At 62.6% G+C, this 20619-nt stretch carries 22 protein-coding genes; 4 read left to right on the top strand and 18 right to left on the bottom strand.

The window, feature by feature from the left end:
- Positions 1 to 70 precede the first annotated feature (70 nt).
- From BM70_RS0128155 to BM70_RS0128130, 6 genes are all read right to left on the bottom strand, one after another.
- Positions 71 to 724, bottom strand: coding sequence for an HAD family phosphatase (locus BM70_RS0128155; RefSeq protein ID WP_025859120.1), 654 nt, complete (start codon positions 722 to 724; stop codon positions 71 to 73).
- Positions 725 to 754: 30 nt separating this feature from the next.
- A complete protein-coding gene (locus tag BM70_RS0128150; protein ID WP_025859119.1) occupies positions 755 to 1744 on the bottom strand; it encodes an ABC transporter ATP-binding protein in 990 nt (329 codons plus the stop codon).
- Entirely contained in the window at positions 1741 to 2541 is an 801-nt protein-coding gene (locus BM70_RS0128145) for an ABC transporter permease (protein ID WP_025859118.1), read from the bottom strand. Before BM70_RS0128145 ends, BM70_RS0128150 begins: the two co-directional genes overlap by 4 nt.
- Positions 2528 to 3364 carry an ABC transporter permease subunit gene (locus BM70_RS0128140; RefSeq protein ID WP_025859117.1) on the bottom strand — a complete coding sequence of 279 codons (837 nt, stop codon included), beginning with the start codon at positions 3362 to 3364 and terminating at the stop codon, positions 2528 to 2530. Before BM70_RS0128140 ends, BM70_RS0128145 begins: the two co-directional genes overlap by 14 nt.
- A complete protein-coding gene (locus BM70_RS0128135) occupies positions 3361 to 4167 on the bottom strand; it encodes an alkaline phosphatase family protein (protein WP_025859116.1) in 807 nt (268 codons plus the stop codon). Before BM70_RS0128135 ends, BM70_RS0128140 begins: the two co-directional genes overlap by 4 nt.
- A gap of 92 nt (positions 4168 to 4259) precedes the next feature.
- Complete coding sequence (locus BM70_RS0128130; RefSeq protein ID WP_025859115.1) at positions 4260 to 5336, bottom strand: ABC transporter substrate-binding protein; 1077 nt, start codon at positions 5334 to 5336, stop codon at positions 4260 to 4262.
- A gap of 347 nt (positions 5337 to 5683) precedes the next feature.
- Between BM70_RS0128130 and BM70_RS0128125 the strand changes: the two genes are divergently transcribed.
- Positions 5684 to 6397 carry a UTRA domain-containing protein gene (locus BM70_RS0128125; RefSeq protein WP_025859114.1) on the top strand — a complete coding sequence of 238 codons (714 nt, stop codon included), beginning with the start codon at positions 5684 to 5686 and terminating at the stop codon, positions 6395 to 6397.
- 274 nt (positions 6398 to 6671) lie between these two features.
- Here the strand turns inward: BM70_RS0128125 and BM70_RS0128120 are convergent, their stop codons facing one another.
- The 8 genes from BM70_RS0128120 to BM70_RS0128085 are packed head-to-tail and all read right to left on the bottom strand — an operon-like array spanning position 6672 to position 12783.
- Complete coding sequence (locus BM70_RS0128120) at positions 6672 to 7586, bottom strand: metal ABC transporter solute-binding protein, Zn/Mn family (protein WP_025859113.1); 915 nt, start codon at positions 7584 to 7586, stop codon at positions 6672 to 6674.
- Complete coding sequence (locus BM70_RS0128115) at positions 7586 to 8485, bottom strand: metal ABC transporter permease (RefSeq protein ID WP_025859112.1); 900 nt, start codon at positions 8483 to 8485, stop codon at positions 7586 to 7588. Before BM70_RS0128115 ends, BM70_RS0128120 begins: the two co-directional genes overlap by 1 nt.
- Positions 8482 to 9228: a metal ABC transporter ATP-binding protein gene (locus BM70_RS0128110; protein ID WP_025859111.1), complete on the bottom strand. Its 747-nt coding sequence runs from the start codon at positions 9226 to 9228 to the stop codon at positions 8482 to 8484. Before BM70_RS0128110 ends, BM70_RS0128115 begins: the two co-directional genes overlap by 4 nt.
- The gene (locus tag BM70_RS0128105) at positions 9225 to 10145 is read right to left on the bottom strand and encodes a metal ABC transporter substrate-binding protein (RefSeq protein ID WP_025859110.1); all 921 of its coding nucleotides are present in this window, start codon (positions 10143 to 10145) and stop codon (positions 9225 to 9227) included. The genes BM70_RS0128110 and BM70_RS0128105 overlap by 4 nt, the downstream gene beginning before the upstream one ends.
- A 19-nt stretch (positions 10146 to 10164) precedes the next feature.
- Positions 10165 to 10725 carry a DUF6162 family protein gene (locus tag BM70_RS0128100; protein WP_025859109.1) on the bottom strand — a complete coding sequence of 187 codons (561 nt, stop codon included), beginning with the start codon at positions 10723 to 10725 and terminating at the stop codon, positions 10165 to 10167.
- Positions 10722 to 11051 carry a hypothetical protein gene (locus BM70_RS0128095; protein ID WP_025859108.1) on the bottom strand — a complete coding sequence of 110 codons (330 nt, stop codon included), beginning with the start codon at positions 11049 to 11051 and terminating at the stop codon, positions 10722 to 10724. The genes BM70_RS0128100 and BM70_RS0128095 overlap by 4 nt, the downstream gene beginning before the upstream one ends.
- Positions 11048 to 11584: a hypothetical protein gene (locus BM70_RS0128090; protein ID WP_025859107.1), complete on the bottom strand. Its 537-nt coding sequence runs from the start codon at positions 11582 to 11584 to the stop codon at positions 11048 to 11050. Before BM70_RS0128090 ends, BM70_RS0128095 begins: the two co-directional genes overlap by 4 nt.
- A complete protein-coding gene (locus BM70_RS0128085; RefSeq protein WP_025859106.1) occupies positions 11581 to 12783 on the bottom strand; it encodes a PepSY domain-containing protein in 1203 nt (400 codons plus the stop codon). The genes BM70_RS0128090 and BM70_RS0128085 overlap by 4 nt, the downstream gene beginning before the upstream one ends.
- 289 nt (positions 12784 to 13072) lie before the next feature.
- On the opposite strand from BM70_RS0128085, the gene leuC reads away from it, so the two are divergent.
- Complete coding sequence (leuC, locus tag BM70_RS0128080; RefSeq protein WP_025859105.1) at positions 13073 to 14491, top strand: 3-isopropylmalate dehydratase large subunit; 1419 nt, start codon at positions 13073 to 13075, stop codon at positions 14489 to 14491.
- Positions 14488 to 15102 carry a 3-isopropylmalate dehydratase small subunit gene (gene leuD, locus BM70_RS0128075; RefSeq protein ID WP_025859104.1) on the top strand — a complete coding sequence of 205 codons (615 nt, stop codon included), beginning with the start codon at positions 14488 to 14490 and terminating at the stop codon, positions 15100 to 15102. The genes leuC and leuD overlap by 4 nt, the downstream gene beginning before the upstream one ends.
- A gap of 124 nt (positions 15103 to 15226) precedes the next feature.
- Here the strand turns inward: leuD and BM70_RS0128070 are convergent, their stop codons facing one another.
- The 4 genes from BM70_RS0128070 to BM70_RS0128055 all read right to left on the bottom strand — a co-directional run bounded on the left by BM70_RS0128070 (position 15227) and on the right by BM70_RS0128055 (position 19168).
- The gene (locus BM70_RS0128070; RefSeq protein ID WP_218187306.1) at positions 15227 to 16141 is read right to left on the bottom strand and encodes a LysR substrate-binding domain-containing protein; all 915 of its coding nucleotides are present in this window, start codon (positions 16139 to 16141) and stop codon (positions 15227 to 15229) included.
- A gap of 77 nt (positions 16142 to 16218) precedes the next feature.
- Entirely contained in the window at positions 16219 to 17532 is a 1314-nt protein-coding gene (locus BM70_RS0128065; protein WP_025859102.1) for a dicarboxylate/amino acid:cation symporter, read from the bottom strand.
- Positions 17533 to 17632: 100 nt separating this feature from the next.
- Positions 17633 to 18508: an alpha/beta fold hydrolase gene (locus BM70_RS0128060; RefSeq protein WP_025859101.1), complete on the bottom strand. Its 876-nt coding sequence runs from the start codon at positions 18506 to 18508 to the stop codon at positions 17633 to 17635.
- A gap of 198 nt (positions 18509 to 18706) precedes the next feature.
- Positions 18707 to 19168, bottom strand: coding sequence for a VOC family protein (locus BM70_RS0128055; RefSeq protein ID WP_025859100.1), 462 nt, complete (start codon positions 19166 to 19168; stop codon positions 18707 to 18709).
- Between the two features lie 227 nt (positions 19169 to 19395).
- On the opposite strand from BM70_RS0128055, the gene BM70_RS0128050 reads away from it, so the two are divergent.
- The gene (locus tag BM70_RS0128050; protein WP_025859099.1) at positions 19396 to 20619 is read left to right on the top strand and encodes an SfnB family sulfur acquisition oxidoreductase; all 1224 of its coding nucleotides are present in this window, start codon (positions 19396 to 19398) and stop codon (positions 20617 to 20619) included.

The raw sequence follows: 20619 nt of genomic DNA, 5'->3' as shown, positions 1-20619 counted from the left end.
TATCGATGAAGAATGTTTCATCTGACACACCGCCATCGCCGGCAAGCCGGCTCCTACAGGGAGTGGGGTGTCAGGTCCAATCGTGGATCGGCCAGCCGGCCTTTTCGGCGTGCTCGCGCAATACCGGGTCCGGGTTCACCACCTGCGGGTGGTCCACCTTCAGCAACAACGGCAAGTCATTGCGCGAGTCCGAATAGAAATACGCACCCTCCAGCGATTCACCTTCCTGCTCCAACCATTCCAGCAACCGTGTGATCTTGCCTTCACGATACGTCAGCACACCCACGGTCTTGCCGCTGTACACGCCATGGCTGACGTCCAGATTAATCCCCAACACCTCATCAATGCCGATCCGCGCCGCAATCGGCGTGACGAGGTGCGTGCCCGAGGCGGAGATCACCAGGATCCGGTCGCCATTGGCGCGGTGGCGGGCGATGGTCTTGGTGGCGTCGCTGTAGATCAGCGGTTCGATCACGTCCTCGACCCACGGCTCCACCAAATGCTCGATTTCTTCCGGCGTGCGGCCGATCATCGGCTCCAGGCTGAAGTCCATGAAGTCTTCCATCCGCAGCTTGCCCTGGCTGTAGGCGTCCATCAGTTCGTTGTTCTTGCGCATGAACGACTCAGGGTCAACCCAGCCCAGCCGGCCCATCTGCTCGCTCCACAGGGTGGCGCAGTCGCCGTGGATGAGGGTGTCGTCCAGATCAAAAATTACCAATGCCATCCGTCATGCTCTCTCAGATAAAACGTTGCATCAGGCTACTTCACACAGGGCACTGGGGTCGATGGAAAGTGCCAGGCGTTGCCCGTCCGGGTGCAGGTCGTCGGCCGAGCGGTTGAGCACGTCCACCATCAGTTCCACGCCGCGCGCTTCGATGCGGTAGCGGATCACGTTGCCCAATAAGCTGTGGCTGCGCACCAGGGCATCCAGTTCGCCGGTGCGGCTCAGCTCGATGGCCTCCGGGCGAATGGCGATACGGCTGCTGATCGGGCGCTGCAGCAGTTGGGTGGCCTTGTCGGCGTCCAGCAGGTTGTAGTTGCCGATGAACCCGGCGGCGAATACATCCACCGGCGCGGTGTAGAGCGTCTCCGCATCGCCGCTTTGCACGATCTTGCCTTGGTTCATCAGGAAGATCCGGTCGGACATGGTCAGGGCTTCTTCCTGATCGTGGGTCACGAAGATGGTGGTCAGCCCCAGCTCGCGCTGGATCTGGCGGATCTGTTCGCGCAGGTGCTTGCGAATCCGTGCATCCAGGGCCGACAGCGGCTCATCCAGCAGCAACAGGCGCGGGCGGGTGACCAGCGAGCGGGCAAGGGCCACGCGCTGGCACTGGCCGCCGGACATCTGGTGCGGGTAGCGTCCGGCCAGATCCTTGAGTTCGACCAGTTGCAGCACTTCCTGCACGCGCTTGTGGCTGTCGTCGGCGTTGACCTTTTGCATGCGCAGGCCGAAGGCGACGTTCTGTTCCACGGTCATGTTTGGGAACAGTGCGTAGCTCTGGAACACCATGCCGATATGGCGTTTCTGCGGGCTCAGCGGGACGATGTCCTGGCCATCCAGGAGGATTTTGCCACTGTCCACCGAGGTCAGGCCGGCGATGCAGCGCAGCAGGGTGGATTTGCCGCAACCCGACGGGCCGAGCAAGGTGACGAACTCGCCCTTGGCGATCTCGCAGTTGATGTCACTGAACACCGGGGTGCCGGCGTAGCCTTTTTGCAGATGTTGGACGCTGACGAAGCTCATTGGCTTTTGTCCTTGTTCAAGATGTTGGCGGCCCAGGTCAGCACCAGCACAAAGAAGAAATAGGAAATCACGACGGCACTGGTGAAGTGGCCGCTGCTGTTGCGCATATTGTTCAGGTAGACCTGCAGGGTTTCGTAGCGGGTGCCCACCAGGATGTTGGCGAACACGAACTCCCCGAACAGGAACGAGAACGACAGCAACAGTGCCACCATCAGGCCTTTACGCAGGTTGGGCAGCACCACCAGGATCGCCGCCTGCCAGGTGCTGGCGCCGAGCAGTTGCGAGGCGTCCATCAGGTCGCGCAGGTTGATCGCCTGCAGGTTGTTGGTGATCGCGCGGTACATGAACGGCAGTGCGACGGTGAAGTAGCAGCCGATCAAGATCCACGGTGTGCCCACCATCGCCATCGGCCCGGAGCCATACAGTTGCAGCAGGCCCACCGACGACACCACGGGCGGCACCGCGAAGGGCAGCAGGATCAGGATGTTCATCAGCGCATCGAGCTTGGGAAAGTGGTAATGCACCACGAACAGCAACGGCAGGATCAGTACCACCGACAGCACCAGCGCGCCCACGCATACCAGCAACGACTGCCCGAAGGCCATCAGGAAGCGCGGGTCGCTCCACAGCTGCACGTACCATTTCACAGTGAAGCCGGCGGGCAGGATCGTCGCCGACCAACTGCTGGCGATGGAGTAGACGAAGGTGCCGATCAGCGGCAACACCAGGATCGCGAACAACAGGTACACCACCACGCGGTGGTAGAGGGAGGCCGGGCCGGCTTCAGCGCGAGACATGGTAGCTCCTCTTGAGCAGCAGTTGATGGACCACGGTGACCACGGTCATCAGCACCACCAGCACCACGGCCAGGGCACTGGCCAGGTTCGGGTCTAGGGACACATCGCCGGAGACCAGCCCCGCGATGCGAATCGGCAGCACGTTGAAGTTGCCGGTGGTCAAGGCGTAGACCGTGGCATAGGCGCCGAGGGCATTGGCCAGCAGGATCACGAAGGTGCCGAGTAGGGCGGGGGTCAGCACCGGCAGGCCGATATGCCGCCAGAATTGCCAGCCATTCGCGCCGAGCAGCGAGGCCGACTCGCGCCAGTCTTCGCGCAGTGCATCGAAGGCCGGGTAGAGCAGCAGCACGCCCAATGGAATCTGGAAGTAGGTATAGAGAATGATCAAGCCGGTCTTGGAGTACAGGTTGAAGTCCTGAATGATCCCCGCCTGCTTGAGCATAAGGGTGATGCTGCCGTTGAACCCCAGCAGGATGATGAAGGCGAAGGCCAGGGGCACACCGGCAAAGTTGCTGGTCATGTTGGCAAAGGCGGTGACGAAGTTGCGCAGGGGGGAATCCACGCGGCGCAACGAGTAACTGCCCAGCACGGCGATGATGATGCCGAAGACGCTCGAGTAGAAGCTGATCTCAAGGCTGAACTGGATCGCTTGCAGGTAGAACTTCGAGCTGAAGATCCGCGTGAAGTTTTCCAGGCCCCAGCCAGCTTCTTCGGTTTGCAGGCTGTTGATCAGTACCCACACCAGCGGGGCGATTTCGAACACGATGAAGAACAGCGCGAAGGGCACCAGGCACAGCAGCGCCAGCCATTTGCCTCGGATCATTTCAACAGCTCCCGGCAGACAGGTTTGTCGTGGGGCACGCCCAGCAGTTCGCAGACGGTGCCACACAGCTCGGTCTGTTTCGGCGCAGCCGCGGCGTCCAGGCTGAATGCATCGCCGAGCACAAACAGCGGCACCTCGCGTTCTTCCGGCAGCAGGCCGTTGTGGGAGCGGTCGTTGTTCATGCCGTGGTCGGCGGTTACCAGCACCTGGTAACCGGCATCGAGCCAGGCTTGCAGGTAGTCGGCCAGGACGATGTCGGCCACCCGTGCGCTGTTGCGATATTGCGCGGTGTCGAGGCCGTGCTTGTGGCCGGCGTCATCGATGTTCATCGGGTGTACCACCAGGAAGTTCGGCGCGTGTTTGAGGCGCAGGCTTTCGGCGTCGGCAAACAGGTGGGAATCCGGATAGTGGTCATTCCAGTAGAAATGCCCGTGCTGGATCGCCAGCGCCTTGTCATCGGTATGCCGGTCGCGGGCGGCGAGAAAGGGTGTGCGGTTATACAACTCGCTGACCCAGTGATAAGCCGCCGCCGCCGTGGCAAGGCCGGCGTCGGTGGCGTAATGGAAAATGCTGCGCTGGTTGGACAGGCGCGAGACGTTGTTGTGGACGATGCCGCTCTGGATCGGAGGCACGCCGGTCAGGATGCATTCATACAACGGGCGAGACAGGGCAGGCAGTTCACATTCCAGCTTGTAGAGAGCTGCGCGTCCTGCGCCGACATAGGCCTGCAAGTGCCCCATGGCGTGTCGGGCAACCTCGAAGTTCAGGCCGTCGAGCACGACAAGGATGACATTGTGCTTCATGGGGGCTGGCGCTCCGCAACAGATGGGCTTGGATCAGGTGGCATCGGATCTGTAGGCGCCGGCAACCCGGCTCCTACAGAGGTTTGCTTCGATTACTTCATTTCTACGATGACCTGCTCGTTCCACAGCTGAGGCAGCTTCTTGGACGTCGCTTCCCAGGCATCGGCATCCTTGATCGGTTGCGGGTTGGCCTTGGTGTACTGCTCGCCCGGGATCAGGTTCTTGGCGATTTCGGCCGGCAGTTTCAGGTCGGTTTCAGCGCGGATCGGCCGTGCATTGCCTTTCGCCAGGTTCAGTTGGCCGGCGTCGCTGAAGATGTATTCGCGCGTCAGCTTGGCGGCGTTCGGGTGCTTGGCGTATTTGTTGATGATGGTGGTGTAGCCGGATTTCACCGAACCGTCCGATGGAATCAGCACCACGTAGTCATCCGGGTTGGCCATCTTGGCTTTGTAGCTCAGGCCGTTGAAGTCCCAGACCACGCCCACTTCGACTTCGCCTTTTTCCATGGTGGCGATGGTCGGGTTGGACAGCGAGAGACGGCCTTGCTGGGCGATCTTGGTGAAGAATTGCAGACCGGGGGCGATGTTCTTTTCGTCGCCTTTATTGGCAATGGCCGCCGCCAGCACACCGTTGGCTGCTTGTGCCGCGGTGCTTACGTCGCCAATGGAGACCTTGTATTTACCGTTCTGCAGGTCAGCCCAGCTGGTGGGCACTTCAGAACCGTGCAGCAGCTTCTTGTTGACGATAAACGCGATGGTGCCGGTGTAGGCCAGTGCCCAGTGACCGTCCTTGTCTTTCGCCCAATCCGGGACCTGGGCCCAGGTGGACGGTTTGTACGGCTGCGTGACTTCCTGCTTCACCGCAATCGGACCGAATGCCGCGCCCACGTCGCCGATGTCGGCGCTGGCGTTATCTTTCTCGGCCTTGAACTTGGCGATTTCCTGGGCCGAGCTCATGTCGGTGTCGATGTGCTTGAGGCCGTAGGTCTTGGCGAGGTCTTCCCAGGTGCCTTTCCAGTTGGCCCAGTCATCGGGCATGCCGACGCTGTTGACGGCGCCTTCCGCTTTCGCGGCGGCTTCAAGAGTTTTTAGATCGGTATCAGCAGCCATGGCGGCGGTGCACATGGCAATGGTCGAGCCTAACAGTGATGCCAGGAAAAGCTGTTTCATCCGAAGCTCCTTTGGGCGTTTTCAACGCGGCGGTTGTTTCTGCGGTGTTGTTGGTCTAGGTCAGAGCAATACCTGAGCCAATCTAGGCTCGATGGATGACAGTTTCATGTCGATGTCGTTTTTAAATCGCGGATGTCGCTCGTCGCAGAGTGAGCGTAGACCATGCTCAAGTGCCCGCAGCAATTGGACTTGGCCGATGTATTGCAGGGTGTGCTCCGACGGGTGCACACGGACTGTCATCTGTCGGTCATCTGTAATACCTAGGCTGGCACTCAACCGTGCAAGCCCATTTACGGAGCGGTTTGTGCACCTTGTCGGTGCTGGTCTAGTCCAGATAGGTAACATTGATGCGTGATGAGGCAATCAAAGCGGTGACATCCATCGGCCTGGCGCTGCAAGAGCAGATCGACCACGGCCTGTTGCCGCCTGCCAGCAAACTGCCCGCCGAACGCAAGCTCAGCGAGTTGTTTGGTACCACTCGGATTACGGTGCGGGAAGCCTTGTTACAACTGGAAGCCCAGGGGCAGATCTATCGTGAGGAGCGGCGCGGCTGGTTTGTCTCGCCGCCACGGCTGGCCTACAACTTGATGCAACGCAGCCACTTTCACGCGATGGTCAGCGCCCAGGGGCGTGTGGCGTCCACTGAAGTGATCTCGGCGCGGCTGCAACCGGCGTCGGCGGCAGTGTGTGCCTGGCTGCAGTTACCGGCGCTGTCCAGTGTGATTCAGATTTGCCGGGGTCGGCGCATCGATGGGCGCCTGGTGCTGTATGTGGAGCACTACCTGAACCCGCAGTACTTTCCGGGAATTCTGGATTGCGATTTGAATCAGTCGATGACCGAACTGTATGCGCGCAAGTACGACCTGCACTATGGGCGGGTGCGCTTTGAAATCGTGCCGACGTCACTGCCGGTGGAGGCCGCCGCTGCGTTGCGCGTGTCGGTGGGCAGCCCTGGCTTGCGTATCGCCCGGGTCAATTACGACCAGCATCAGCGGCTGATCGACTGCGACCTGGAGTTCTGGCGGCATGATGCCATCCACGTTGGCGTGGATGTGATCTGACATTCAGCGGTGAGCGATCCCAGTGTAGGAGCCGGCTTGCCGGCGATGCCACACCACGATGCGAAGCGAGTAGCTCTGTTCTTGATCCTGCCTTTGATCTTAGGCGGCCCCCCATAGCAGCCGTTACGTAAATAACGGATATGTACCCAGTCTGATCCAACATCCAGGTTGGCTGTCAGGCCGCCTTCGCAGGCAAGCCAGCTCCCACATTTGGATTGCGGGGCGGTAGTTAGATTGTGGTCGTCTGTCGGGCCGACCGCTTTCACAAACACGTCTACGGCATCAGCGCCTTGATCACCTCGTCCACATTCGTCTCCAACTCTGTCACCGGCTCCGCACCGTCCACATTCAGCACCAGCAGTTTCGAGCCCCCGGCGCTAACCGCCGCCTTGACCGCCTCGCTCGGCTGACGATGATGCAGCACCACCGCCACCTCGTTGTCCTTCAACTCGGCACTGAGTTTCTGCAATGCCTCAGGCGTCCAGTCAGCGTCCGGCCGCGCATCGGTACTGAGCACTTCCAGGTTCAAACTGCCGACCAGATACGCGAAGTGGTCGCTCAGGCTGACCACGCTCAGGTTGTCCGCCTTGGCCAGGCGCGCTTCGCTGTCGGCGGTGAGTTTGAGCAGGCGCTGCTTGAGGGCGGCGAGGTTGGCATCGATCTTCGGCTTGGCAGAAGGGGCCAGGCGGCTCAGGTCGGCGGCCAGCACATCGGCCATGCGTCCCATATTGTTGCTCGACTGCCACGGCTGGCTGTTCAGGCCATCGGTGACGCCCGGCTGCACCGCGATACCCGGCAAGCCGCCGTCTACCGGGCGTGCGGCGTCGACTTCGACGATGCGGATATTGCTGCGCCGCGCCACCGGGTACAGCGGGTCATCGGCCCACAGCGAGCGCAGGCCGATGGCAGCGTCGGCGTCCTGCGCCAACTTGCTCAGGGCCGGCGCACCACGGCCGGTGAAGTAGGACACCTGGCGCGAACCCGGCAGGTTGGCCGGCGCGGCGCGCTCAAGCTGTACATCGGTGCCTTTGAGCAGCACCTCGGCCAGGCCGTAGGTGATCGGCAGCGAGGCCAGCACGTTGACCGGTTTGGTCGCATGAGCAGCCGGCTTGGCCGCTTCGGCCGCCATCAAGGGCGTGGTGAACAAACAGGCGATGGCCAGGGCCAGGGGAGAAAGAACGGAGCGCATTATCCAAGATTCCCTTTGAGGCTGGGCACTGTGCCGCGCGCGATGGCAGCCAGGGCGAAGGCGATACCGGCGACCAGGATGATGGCGGCCCCGGACGGCACGGGCAGGTCGAAGATGATCGGCAGCAGGATCCCGCACAGGGTGCTGACGGTGGCAATGGCGACCGAGATCCAGAAGAAGCCCTTGAGCGACTGGCTCAACAGGCGCGCCGCTGCCGCCGGGATCACCAGCAGTGCACCCACCAGGATTGCGCCGATGACCTTGACCGCCGCAACGGTGATCAACGTCACCAGGATCACGAACAGGTAGTCCAGGGTTTTCACGGCGACGCCGCGCACCGCTGCCAGTTGCGGGTTGAAGCTGGCCAGCATGATGCGGTTGTACAGGGGCAGCGCCAGGGCCATCACCAGCGAACCGACGATTGCCAGCACCAGCAGGTCGTTGCCGTTGACCGTCAATACCGAGCCAAACAACACGTTCTCGAGGATGTGCACGTTGATCTTGCCCGCCAGGATCAGCAGCAGGCTCGCACCCAGCGCCAGGGACACCGACAGGAACACGCCGATCAAGGTGTCCGGTGCCAGGCCGGTGCGGTTGCGCAGGTAGTTGAGCAGGATGCCGAACAGCAGGCAGTAGCCGAACAGGGCACCGTACGGGCCGGTGTAGGGTTCGCCCAGCAGAATGCCGACGGCGACGCCGGTCAGCGCGGCGTGGCCGACCGCTTCGGAGAAAAACGCGAAGCGCTTGACCACCACCAGCGTACCCAGGCCGCCCAGCACTGGCCCGATCAGCAGACCGGCGAGCAGGGCGTTGACCACGAAACCGTAGGCCAGCGCCTCCGGCAGATAGCCGGAAGAGGCCCAGCCCTGGACCATCAAGCGAAAGGCTTCATAACTCATTGCGCCGGGCTCCGAGGGTGGGTGGAGAACAGGGTCAGCAGGCGGTCCGGGGTCAGCGCCTCCTTGGGCGTGGCGTCGAACAGCACACGGCGGTTAAGGCCGGTGACACGGTCGGCCAGGCGACCCACGGCTTCGAGGTCATGCTCGATCCACAGCACGGTGATCCCGGCCAGGCGCCAGTCATTGAGCAGGCGTTCGAAGACCTGGATGCCGGCCTCATCGAGCGCCGACATCGGTTCGTCCAGCACCAGCAATTGCGGCGCCGGGATCAGCCCCTGGGCCAGCAGCACGCGCTGGCGTTCACCGCCGGACAGGGCGCCCATGCGCCGCTTGCGCTTGTCCTGCATGCCAACGCGCTCCAGCGCATCCCCGATCGCGCCGGCGTAATGCCTGGACAGGCCAAGAAACGCAGGACGCCGTTGACACATGGCCGCCATGAAATCATCCACGGTCATCGGCAAGCCACGGTCGAACTCCAGGGCCTGGGGCACGTAACCGATGGTGCCGGGGTCGGTCGGCCAGTGCAGGCTCAAGCGCCCCTGATGAGGCGTTTGCCCCAGCAGCGTCTTGATCAGCGAGCTTTTGCCGCCGCCGTTGGGGCCGACCAGTGCGTGAATGCTGCCCGGCTGTACCTGGAAGCTCACGGCGTCGAGAATCACCGTGCGACCCAGCGTCAGCGACACCTTGTCGAATTCAAGGGGCGGGCCGACGCTCACCGCATTCAGTTGTTGCGCCGCCGTCATGTTCCCGACTCCTGGATCGCCCGTACCACGGTGTTGAGGTTGCCGGTCATTTCCACTTCGTACTTCTCGGCACTGTATTCGCCATAGGAAATATGCGACAGCGGGTACAGCTTGACCCCGGATTCACGCTGGATGGTGTCGACGTAGGTGGACGGGAAATCCATCTCCGAGAAGATCACCTTCACGTCCAGGGCACGCAGTTCATCGATGGTTTTCTTCAACTGGCTGGGGCTGGGTTCGATGCCGTGGGCCGGTTCGACCACGGCGGTGACTTCCAGGCCGAATTCGCGCAGTAGGTAGTCGTAGGCCGCGTGTACGGTGGCGACGCGCAGGTCCGGGTTGGGGGCGCTGGTCAACTTGGCCAGGGCATCGGCGCGCATCTGGCGCAGGCGCTTGCCGTAGGCGCGGGCGTTCTGGGTATAGGTCTTGGCGTTGTCCGGGTCGAGCTTGCCCAGCTCGCGGGCGATGTTGTTGACCTGGGCAATCGACGCACTGATCGACAGGAAGGTGTGCGGGTTGACCACCTTGCCTGCACCGCGTGCTGCGTTCCCGGTGGCGGCCAGCAGCGGCACGTTGGCGTTGGCTTCGATGACTGGAATGTCCGGGCGCTCGCTGGTGGCGATCATGCGGTCGGCGAAATCATCATGACCGACGCCGTTGAGCACGATCACGTCCAGGGTGCCGATGCGCTTGATGTCTTCGGCGCGTGGTTCGTAGGCATGCGGGTTGAAACCGGCCGGAATCAGCGGCACCACCTCGGCCTTGTCGCCGACGATATTGGCCACATAGCTGTAATAGGGGTGCAGGGTGATGCCGATTCGCAGGCGTTTACCCGCTTCGGCGTTCGCGAGGGGAGCGAGCATCAGGCTGAACAGGCCAACCAGCAACAGGCGCAACAGGGGAGATGAAATGGACATGGGCAATCGGTCTTCTCGTTCAGTGACGGTGCTGGCGGGTGACGCCGGCATCGAATTGCGCAACCACTTGCTGCCAGCCGGCTGCGATCAGCGCCTGGTCAGTGAGGTCGGAGGGAGCGGCGAGGTTGGCTTGGCGATTGAGCCAGATATCCGGCTCGGCCCCGTGCACGCGCATCAGCAGCGAGCCGCTGGTGCCGGGCGCCTGGCTCACGCCCAGGTAGGCCGAGGGTTCCAGCAATTGCCAGCGATGGTCGCCGCGGCTGACCGAACTGGCGTCCTGGGCAAACGGCGCGAAGCCTTCTTCGGCCAGTTGCGCAGGGCTGGGCAGGGCGCTTTGCTCCTGCTGCAACAGCTGGATCTCATCCAGGGTCACTCGCAGGTCGGCGTAGATGCCTTGCTCGGCGGCGCTCAGGTCGCGGCGGGCGTCCAACTGGTGGCTGGGCACCGCTGCGACTTCCTGGGTTTCCCCGTGCAACGCCACCACCGTGCCGGCCACCGCGAGGATGATCAGGCACAACAACAGCACGTAGAGGGTTTCGTGGCCGGCACCGGCGGGGCGAACAACCTGTGTGGTACTCATTGCGGCTGGATGTCCGCTTGGTCGATTTCCACCACGTGGCCAGGGCCCGCATCAAACAGCACATAGAACTCGGCGGACGGTTTCTTGAAGGTCAGGGTCGAGTCTTCGCCAAGCTTGCCGGGCACCAGGATGGTTTCGTCATAGCCGATCACGTCCAGGGTCACGCCGGGCGCGCCGCTGCCGTCGGAGAAACCACCTTTGCACTGGATCTGCTCGCCGGGAATTTCCTTGCATTCGCACATCGGGTTGTGGGCCAGGGCAACGGTACTGAAGCCGACGCTCAGCAACAGAACGCTGCAGGCGCGGGTCATGCGCATCAAAGTCATGGTTTAACTCCTTGCTTGTTCAGCCAGGCAATAGTGGCAGGCGAGGCCTGGCTCAACGGGATGGAACCCTGGTGCATCGTGCCGTCCCAGCCTTCCATGGTGACCCACAGTTCGGCGTCGGCGGGCGTGCGCTCCGGAATCGGCAGGCCGGCGCCCATGCGGTACGGCGTGCCAAAGAAGATCACCCCGGCGGCGCGCAGGCTGCGCGGCTTGCCGATGCGCAGGTAGGTGGCCTTGACCTGTTCGGCACAGGTGTCGCACAGGGCGGCATTGAAGAACTTCATCGGCCCGGCTGGGTCTGGGCGTGGGCCTTCATTGCGGAACTCCGCGAGCGTCAGGCTCCAGGGCCCGACCTGCACCTCACCGGCCACTCGCTCGCCGATGCCGGTGTCGCCACGAAACAGCGCCGCGTCAGCGAAGTACTTGGGCATGAAGCCCAGGGGGATCAGCAACAGCAGCACATTGATGTGGAAGCGCCATTTCAGCCAGAAGGCCCGCAGCGCCGAAGGTTTAGCAGCAGCGACCTTGCTCATGGAGTGACCTCCGAGGTTTCAGCCTGCCTGGCGGGGGCGACCGCCGGCTTGTGTTGGGTCTTGGCTTCACGCTTGAGGGCATTGAGGGTGGCCAGGGCGGTGCGCTTGGTCCAGATCAGCAGGCCGCTCAGCACCATCATGCTCATGATCAGGCCAAAGAATGCCCAGATCAGCTTGATCCAGATCCCACCAAAGTCGCCGGTGTGCAGCGGGCGCATGGATTCGGTGACGAACTCCAGCTTCGAACGGTCGGACAGCAGGTGCGCCGCAGCGACTTCACCGTCATAGGGGTTGATCTGCGCGGTCTGGAACATCAACGGGTACCAGCCCCGCCCGCCGATCTGCAGGTGGCTGTAGGCGTTGAGTGGCAGGCTGATGAAGCTCGCCTCCAGGCCTGGGATGCGCTGGGTGGCGATCTTGATCGCTTCGTCGACCGGAATCATCGGGGCCGGCACGCCGGGCGCCGACATCGGCACCTTCTCCCGGGCAATCACCGGGATGACCGGTTCGGTGGAAATCGAAATCTGGTTGTCGCCCAGGATCGCCCGGATCAGGAACCAGATGCCGGTGACGGAAATTACCGCGATGAACCAGATCGACCAGATTCCGCTCAAGCGGTGGAAGTCGCCCCAGAATATCCGCGCGCCGTGGCGGATACGCAGGGTCGGGCGCAGGAAACCCTTCCAGAAGCGCTTGTACACCACCAGCCCGGTGACCAGCGATGCCAGCAGCGGAATGCCGAGTGCCGAGACCAGGTACCAGCCCCAACTGTAGCCGTTGGTGAACGGCACCAGCCACCAGCCGTGCAGGGCGCGGGTAAAGGCCTGGAAGTTGAACGACGGGCTGATGCCCTGGATCGCACCGGTGTAGGGGTCGACGTAGACCTCTACCGAGCGCCCGTCGGGGTAGCTGAGGTCGATGCTGAGGGCGAAATGGGATTCGTCGGGGCGGCTGATCGACTGGACGAACACTTGCGGTTCATCGCGCTTGATCGCGGCGATCACCTGGTCATAGCTCAGTGGTTCGGCGTCATCCGTGGGCTTGCTCGCGCGGATATCCGGGTTGGCCAGCCAGACGATCTCCTGGCTGACCACCGCCAGGGTCCCGGTGACGCAGACGATCAGTACAAAGAACCAGATGGGCAATGCCAGCCAGCTATGTACGAGAAACCAGAGTTTGGAGCGTGACTTCTTCGACATGTGAATGAGGGTCTTGATCGGAGGGGGGCAGTGAAGGCCCGGAAAAGGCCAGTCGTAGCTTTTGCTGACGCGACGGGCTGTATCTAAATTAAGACGGATGAGAATGAGAAATCCCTAACCCGGATATGAAAGAAAATGTTTCAGGTTCACATTCAGGGCGTTTCAACGCCTCGATCGAACACGAAACATGTTCCAAGCCATCACCCTGGCGCCATTGATGGGGCGGTGAGGCTGCGTAGGATGGGCTCATGCCGTTGAGTGAGCGCCTACAAAAGTGAGCCCAGGAAAAATGACTGCCAGAACCCTCTACGACAAACACATCGATTCCCACACGGTGTGCCCCCTGGATGACCAGGGCCATGTCCTGCTTTATATAGACCGCCAGGTGATCAACGAATACACCAGCCCCCAGGCCTTCAGTGGCTTGCGCGAGGCCGGGCGCACCGTATGGCGCCCAGGCACGGCATTGGCCGTGGTCGACCATGTGAACCCCACCACGCCCACGCGTATCGCGGCGATGCCGGATGCGGGCGGTGCGCGGCAAGTGTCCTACCTGGCGGAGAACTGCCGGGACTTTGGCATCGAACTGCTGGACATCCTCGACAAGCGCCAGGGCATCGAGCATGTGATCGCCCCGGAACAGGGTTTCATCCTGCCCGGCATGGTGATTGCCGCCGGTGACAGCCACACCACCACCTACGGTGCCCTCGGCGCCTTCGGCTTCGGCATCGGCACCTCGGAGATCGAACACCTGCTGGCCTCGCAGACGCTGGTCTACAAGCGCCTGAGGACCCTGCGCGTGACCGTAGACGGCGACCTGGCGCCAGGCCTGACCTCCAAAGACGTGATCATGGCGCTGATCGGCAAAATCGGCGCGTCCGGCGCCACGGGGTATGCCATCGAATTTCGCGGCTCCACCATCGATGCGCTGAGCGTCGAGGCGCGCATGACCATCTGCAACATGGCGGTGGAAGCCGGTGCGCGGGGCGCATTCATGGCGCCGGACGAAAAAGTCTTCGCCTACCTCAAGGGCAAGCCGCGCGCGCCACAAGGCGAGTTGTGGGAGCAGGCGCTGGTAGGCTGGCGCCAGCTGCATTCGGATGCCGACGCGGTGTTCGACCAAGAGGTGCAACTCGACGCCACCGCCCTGGAGCCCATGGTCACCTGGGGTACCAGCCCCGACCAGGCCGCGCCCATCGGCGCCCGCGTGCCCGACCCGCAGGACGTCAGCGACCTGATCCTGCGCCAGGACATGCGCCGCGCCCTCAACTACATGGGCCTGGAAGCCGGCATGCCGCTGAGCGATATCGTCATCAGCCATGCGTTTATCGGCTCCTGCACCAATGCCCGCATCGAGGACCTGCGCGACGCCGCCAGTGTCGTGCGCGGCAAACACGTGGCCGACCACGTACGGGCGATGATCGTGCCGGGCTCCACCGAAGTGCGCGACCAGGCCGAAGCCGAAGGGTTAGCGGCGATTTTTATCGACGCCGGTTTTGAATGGCGCCAGTCGGGCTGCTCGATGTGCCTGGCGATGAATGACGATGTGCTGGCCCCCGGCGACCGCTGCGCTTCCAGCACCAACCGCAACTTCGAAGGCCGCCAGGGCGCGGGTGCACGCACTCACCTGATGAGCCCGGCGATGGTCGCCGCCGCTGCCATTACCGGCCACCTCACTGACATCCGCCACTTTGGAGCGCGCCCATGAGCCTGCAACCGTTCACCCTCGTCACCGGCAAGGCCGCGCCGATGCTGGCGGCCAACATCGACACCGATGTGATCATGCCCAAGCAGTTTCTCAAGGGCATCGACCGCAGTGGCCTGGACCGGGGGCTGTTCTTCGACCTGCGCTTCTTGCCCTCCGGCGAGCCCAACCCTGAGTTCGTGCTGAACCAGCCGGCCTGGCAGGGCGCAAGTTTCATGGTGGTAGGGCCGAACTTCGGCTGCGGTTCCAGCCGTGAACATGCAGTGTGGGGCCTGAAGCAGATGGGCATCCGCGCGTTGATCGGCAGCAGCTTCGCCGGGATCTTCTATGACAACTGCCAGCGTAACGGGGTGTTGTTGATCACCCTGGACGAGGCGGTGCTGCAGCGGTTGGGCCAGACGATCAGCCAGGCGGATCAGGCGCAGATCAGTGTCGACCTTGAAGCCCAGCAGATTCGCCTGGCGGACGGCGAGGTGATCCCGTTCCAGATCGACACCCTGCGCAAGACTGCGCTGCTGCTCGGCCTGGACGCCATCGGCAGTACCTTGCAGCGCAGTGACGAGATCAAGGCCTTCGAACGCCGCCACCTGCAAGCCAACCCCTGGCTCAACTGACACACCTCAATCCCAATGTAGGAGCTGGCTTGCCTGTGATGGCGGACTGTCAGTTGATGCATCTGTAGCTGACCCACCGCTATCGCAGGCAAGCCAGCTCCCACAGTTGATCGGGTCTACACATCTAAATCGACAACCCTTTGAAATGCTCCTGCAGGAATTCCACGCAGGCGCGCAGCTTCCCGGAATACGCCAGGCGTGTCGGGTACACCGCCCACACGTTGGCGCTCTGGGTATAACCGTGCAGTACCTGCACCAGCTTGCCTTGTTCCAGCAGCGGCTTCACATCCCACATCGAACGCAGCAATACCCCGCGCCCATCCAGTGCCCACTGCAACACAATCTCGCCATTGTTCGACGACAGCGGCCCACGCACGCGCACGCTTTCCTGGGCGCCGTCGCGTTCCAGGTTCCAGATGCCAAACGCGTTATCGCGCTCCTTGAGCACCAGGCAATCGTGCTGTTCCAGGTCGCTCAAGTGTTGCGGTGTGCCACGGCGCTGCAGATAAGCCGGTGCGGCGCACAGCACGCGGCGGTTGCTCACCAGCCGGCGACCGATGTGCTGACCGGGGATGTCGTCGCCCACGCGGATCTCCAGGTCGAAGCCTTCGCTGACGATGTCCACCACGCGGTCGAACAGGTCCAGGCGGATTTCCAGGTCCGGGTATTGTTCTGCCAGCAGCGACAGGGCCGGGGCCACATGGTTGCGGCCGAAGCCGAAGCTGCTGCACAGGTGCAGGCGCCCACGGGGGCTGTCATGGGCGTCGGAGAGCTCATCGGAGAGTTGCTGGAAGTCTTCGAGGATGCGCACAGCCCAGCGCTGCACCCGCTCGCCGTCTTCGGTCAGGGCGATGCGCCGGCTGGTGCGATGCAGCAGTCGGGTGGCCAGGGTGGTTTCGAGGATCTGGATGCGCTTGCTGACATACGCAGGCGACAGCCCGAGTTCATCGGCTGCCGCTGCGAAGCCGGCCTTGCGGATCACGGTCAGGAACACCCGCAGGTCTTCGGGTAGGGGCACGGTATCTTTCTTATTGGTCATCAGAAACAGGCGTGGCGGCATGAGCCGCCAGAATAGCACCGGTTGGGCGCGCCTTCCGGCACGCCGGGTGTTGTCGCTTACTCGGCAGCCACCTTGGCTTGGGCCGCCGCAGCGGCAGCCCGTGCATGGCGGCCACGCTTGAGCGCGATGGGGGCCATTTTTTCGCGGTCCAGCTCACCTTCCCAGGCGGCCACCACCAGGGCAGCCACGGCGTTGCCGATGATATTGGTCAGCGAGCGGCATTCGGCCATGAAGCGATCGACACCGAGGATCAACACCATCGCCGCCACCGGCACCGTCGGCACCACCGCCAGGCTGGCGGCCAGCGCCACGAAGCCCGCGCCGACCACCGCACCCGCGCCCTTGGAGGTGAGCATGGCCACCGCCAACAGGGTCAACTGCTGCTCCAGTGGCAAGTGGATGTTGGTGGCCTGGGCCAGGAACAGCACCGCCAGGGTCATATAGATGTTGGTGCCGTCGAGGTTGAAGGTGTAGCCGGTCGGCACCACGATGCCCACCACCCCCTTGGAGGCGCCCAGGCTTTCGAGTTTCTGGATCAATTGCGGCAACGCCGACTCCGACGAGCTGGTGCCGAGCACGATCAACAGCTCCGACTTGATGTAGCCCATCAACTTGAAAATGCTGAACCCGGCGTAGCGGGCGATGCTGCCCAGCACCACGGCAATAAAGAAAAACGCAGTGATATAGAAGGTGCCGACCAGCTTCAGCAGCGGCAGCAACGAGCCGACACCGTATTTGCCAATGGTGAAAGCGATGGCGCCGAAGGCACCGATCGGCGCCACTCGGCTGATGATGCCGACGATGCGGAAAAACACTTCGCTGGCCTGATTGATCACGCCCACCAGTGGCCGGCCCTTTTCACCGACCATCACCAGGCCGACGCCAAACAACACGGAGACGAACAGCACCGGCAGGATTTCGCCTTTGGAGAACGCATCGAAGAACGTCGCGGGGATCACATGCAAGAGGAACCCGGTGATGCCTTCGCCATGCTCGGCCTGGCCGACAAAACCGGCGATGGCCGAACTGTCGAGGGTCTTCACATCGATATTGAAGCCCACGCCTGGGTGCAGCAGGTGCGCGGCGAGAATTCCGATCAACAGGGCGATGGTCGAGACCACCTCGAAGTACAGCAGCGCCTTGCCGCCGACCCGGCCCACCTGTTTCACGTCGTGCATGCTGGTGATGCCGGAGACCACCGTGCAGAAGATGATCGGGCCGATGATCATTTTGATCAGCTTGATAAAACCATCACCGAGGGGCTTGAGGTCGATGCCGATCTGCGGCCATTGATGACCGATCAACACGCCCAGCGCGATCGCGATGAGCACCTGGATATACAGGGTTCCCAGCAGTTTTCTGATTGTCATTGTTATTATCTCGGTACGTTTCTTGGGGCACAGCGAACCCGTCGCAGGCCATTGGCAGCCTGCGAGGCGGGTGGGTCAGGTCACGGGGTTACTGAGTGGTTCAGCGAAGGAAGGTCAGGACTTCGCCCAGCAGCAACTCGGGGGCTTCTTCGGCGATGTAATGGCCGGCCGGCAAGGCTTTGCCGCGCACATCGGTGGCGACTTTCTGCCATTCCTTGAGCGGCTCGAAACAGCGGCCGACGGTGCCTTCGGCGCCCCACATCACCAGCAACGGCAGGTGCAGGTGATGGCCGGCGTCGATGTCCGCCTGGTCGTGCTCAAGGTCGATACCGGCGGCAGCACGGTAGTCCTCGCAGATGCCAGTGGCGGCGCCTGGCAGTTTCAGGCAGCGCAGGTACTCGGCGAAGGCCTCATCGGTGAACGGCTTGAGCCCGGCGCTGCGGCTGCCCATCACGCTGCGCAGGTACAGCTCCGGGTTGCTTTCGATCAAGGCTTCCGGCAACGGCGCCGGGCGGATCAGGAAGAACCAGTGCCAGTAGGCGCGGGCGAAGGCTTCGTCGGTTTGTGCATACATCGACAGGGTAGGGGCGATGTCCAGCAGCACCATGCGCTGCACGGCGGCCGGATGGTCCAGGGCCAGGCGATGGGCCACGCGGGCGCCACGGTCATGGGCCAGCACCGAGAACTGTGCGAAGCCCAAGGCGTTCATCAGCTCGACGCCGTCCCGGGCCATTTCGCGTTTTGAATAGTTGGAGTGGTCGTCATTGGCCGGCAGCTTGCTGCTGTCGCCATAGCCGCGCAGGTCGGCGGCCACCACGGTGAAGTGTTCAGCCAGTCGTTCGGCGACTTTGTGCCAGATGAAGTGGGTTTGCGGGTGCCCGTGCAACAGGAGCAGACCGGGACCTGTACCGCCTTTGCGGTAGCTGATGTCCACGCCGTTGACGTGGCACTGGTCTTTCTGGAATCCGGCGAACATGGAATGACTCCTCTTTGTAATTGCTTGCATCCTGGAATCACACGGCGTTCGGGGCAAGGGCGAAAACGTGGAGGGGTTGTTCATGAAGTGTGATGTAGGAGCGAGCTTGCTCGCGAAGAAGGTCAACGATAACGCCGGCCTCCTGAATGCAGGCATTGTCATGGCGTTTTTCGCGAGCAAGCTCGCTCCTACAAAGGCTCAGGCTTGCTTGAACATCTCCATCGCACGCTCCCGGATCTGCGCTTCGGTCAGGTCTTCCTTGTGGGTGGCCAGGAACCACACATGGCCGAATGGATCCTTCAGCGTGCCGGAGCGATCGCCGTAGAACTGGTCCTTGGGTTCGGAGATCGGTGTGCCACCGGCTGCGATGGCTTGTTTGTATTGCGCGTCGACGTCGTTGACATACACATGTAAACCGACGCTGGTGTGGCCATCACGCGGGCTGCCAAACGCACTTTCATCGCAGGGTGAACCCAGCATGATCGGCGAGTCACCGATGCGCAGCTCGGCGTGGCCAACTCTACCGTCGGGCATGTCCAGGCGCATGGCTTCGATGGCGCCAAAGGCTTTCTTGTAGAACTCGATGGCTTCGGCAGCTTTTTCGACGCCCAGGTAGGGCGTGACGCTGTGGAAACCCTCGGGAATGGGTTTAACGCTCATATCGTTCTCCTTGGGTTGTTGTGGTTGTGGAGGCACGGCCTTTTCACTATAGGCCACGTATGGCGGGGCCTGCGGGCAACCGACGAGGTGTTTGCCAGGCAACAGCGAACAGGCAGTTTGCTGCGCCATAAGCGGACCTGGGCGGGTTTTTACGGCCAAAACAGCGGTTTTGGACCCGGCACAGAAGCTGCAATACCTCTGGCAAACCATTCGCCTGAGAGCGTTGTATGTCTGTACTGCCTGTATCTGCCGATTACCCGATCCACACCCCCCATGCCGCAGTGATCCGCGACGAAGCCGAGGCGATTGCGGTTGCACATCGTGTCGCCGCTGTTCTCCTGGAGCAGGACGCCGAGCGCGATCGCACCCGCCAGGTGCCTGCCGACGTGGTGGACCTGTATTCCAACAGTGGCCTGTGGGGCATCAGCGTTCCACGCGAGTTTGGCGGTGCGCAGGTGTCCTACGCGGTGCTGGCGCAGGTGATCGCGATTATCTCGGCCGCCGACCCGTCCCTGGGGCAGATCCCGCAGAACCACTACTGCCTGTTGGAAGACATCCGTCTGCAGGGCACGTCCGAGCAACAGGCACATTTCTTTGGCCTGGCGTTGCAAGGCCATCGGTTTGCCAATGCGCTGTCGGAAACCGGCGGCAAGAACGTGCAGGATATCCAGGCCACCATTCGCCGCGAAGGCGACGGCTATGTGATCAACGGGCGCAAGGGCTATTGCACCGGTTCGTTGTATGCCCACTGGCTGGCAGTGCTGGCGCTGGATGAACAGCAGAATGCGCAGTTGGCCTTCGTCCCGCGCGGCACTGCCGGGCTGGTGGTGGTTGACGATTGGGACAGCATGGGCCAGCGCACCACCTCCAGCGGGACCGTGCTGGCACAGGATCTGCGGGTGCCAGCGTTCAATCTGTTTCCCACGCACAAATCCTACGATTCCCCCACGTTGGCCGGTCCTTTCGCACAACTGACCACCGCCGCCATCGACGCCGGCATCGCCCGTGCCGCCCTGCGTGACACCGTGCAGTTCGTCCAGCAATTCGCTCGCCCGTGGATTGACGCCGGGGTGGAAAAAGCCAGCGAGGACCCGCTGACCATCATTCAGGTCGGCGCCCTGGACATTCGCCTGGAAGCCGCCGAAGCGCTGCTGGGCCGTGCCGGTCGTGCGCTCGACGCCGCCCGCCCGGCGCCGAATGAAGACACGGTCGCGCATGCGTCCCTGGCCGTCGCACGCGCCAAGGTGCTCACCACCGAAATCGCCATCGAAGCCAGCAATAAGCTGTTCGAACTGGGCGGCACCCGCTCGACCTTGAAGAAGCACAACTTCGACCGCCACTGGCGCAACGCACGGGTGCACACCCTGCACGACCCGGTGCGCTGGAAGTACCACGTGGTGGGCAACTGGTTGCTCAATGGCGCCAAGCCACCGCGCCACGACTGGTCGTGA

Origin of the sequence: Pseudomonas sp. CHM02 (assembly GCF_000612585.1) — a bacterium.
Taxonomy (GTDB): Bacteria; Pseudomonadota; Gammaproteobacteria; order Pseudomonadales; family Pseudomonadaceae; genus Aquipseudomonas.
Note: the sequence above shows the minus strand (reverse complement) of the source record. Positions and strands in the feature narration are given on the sequence as shown.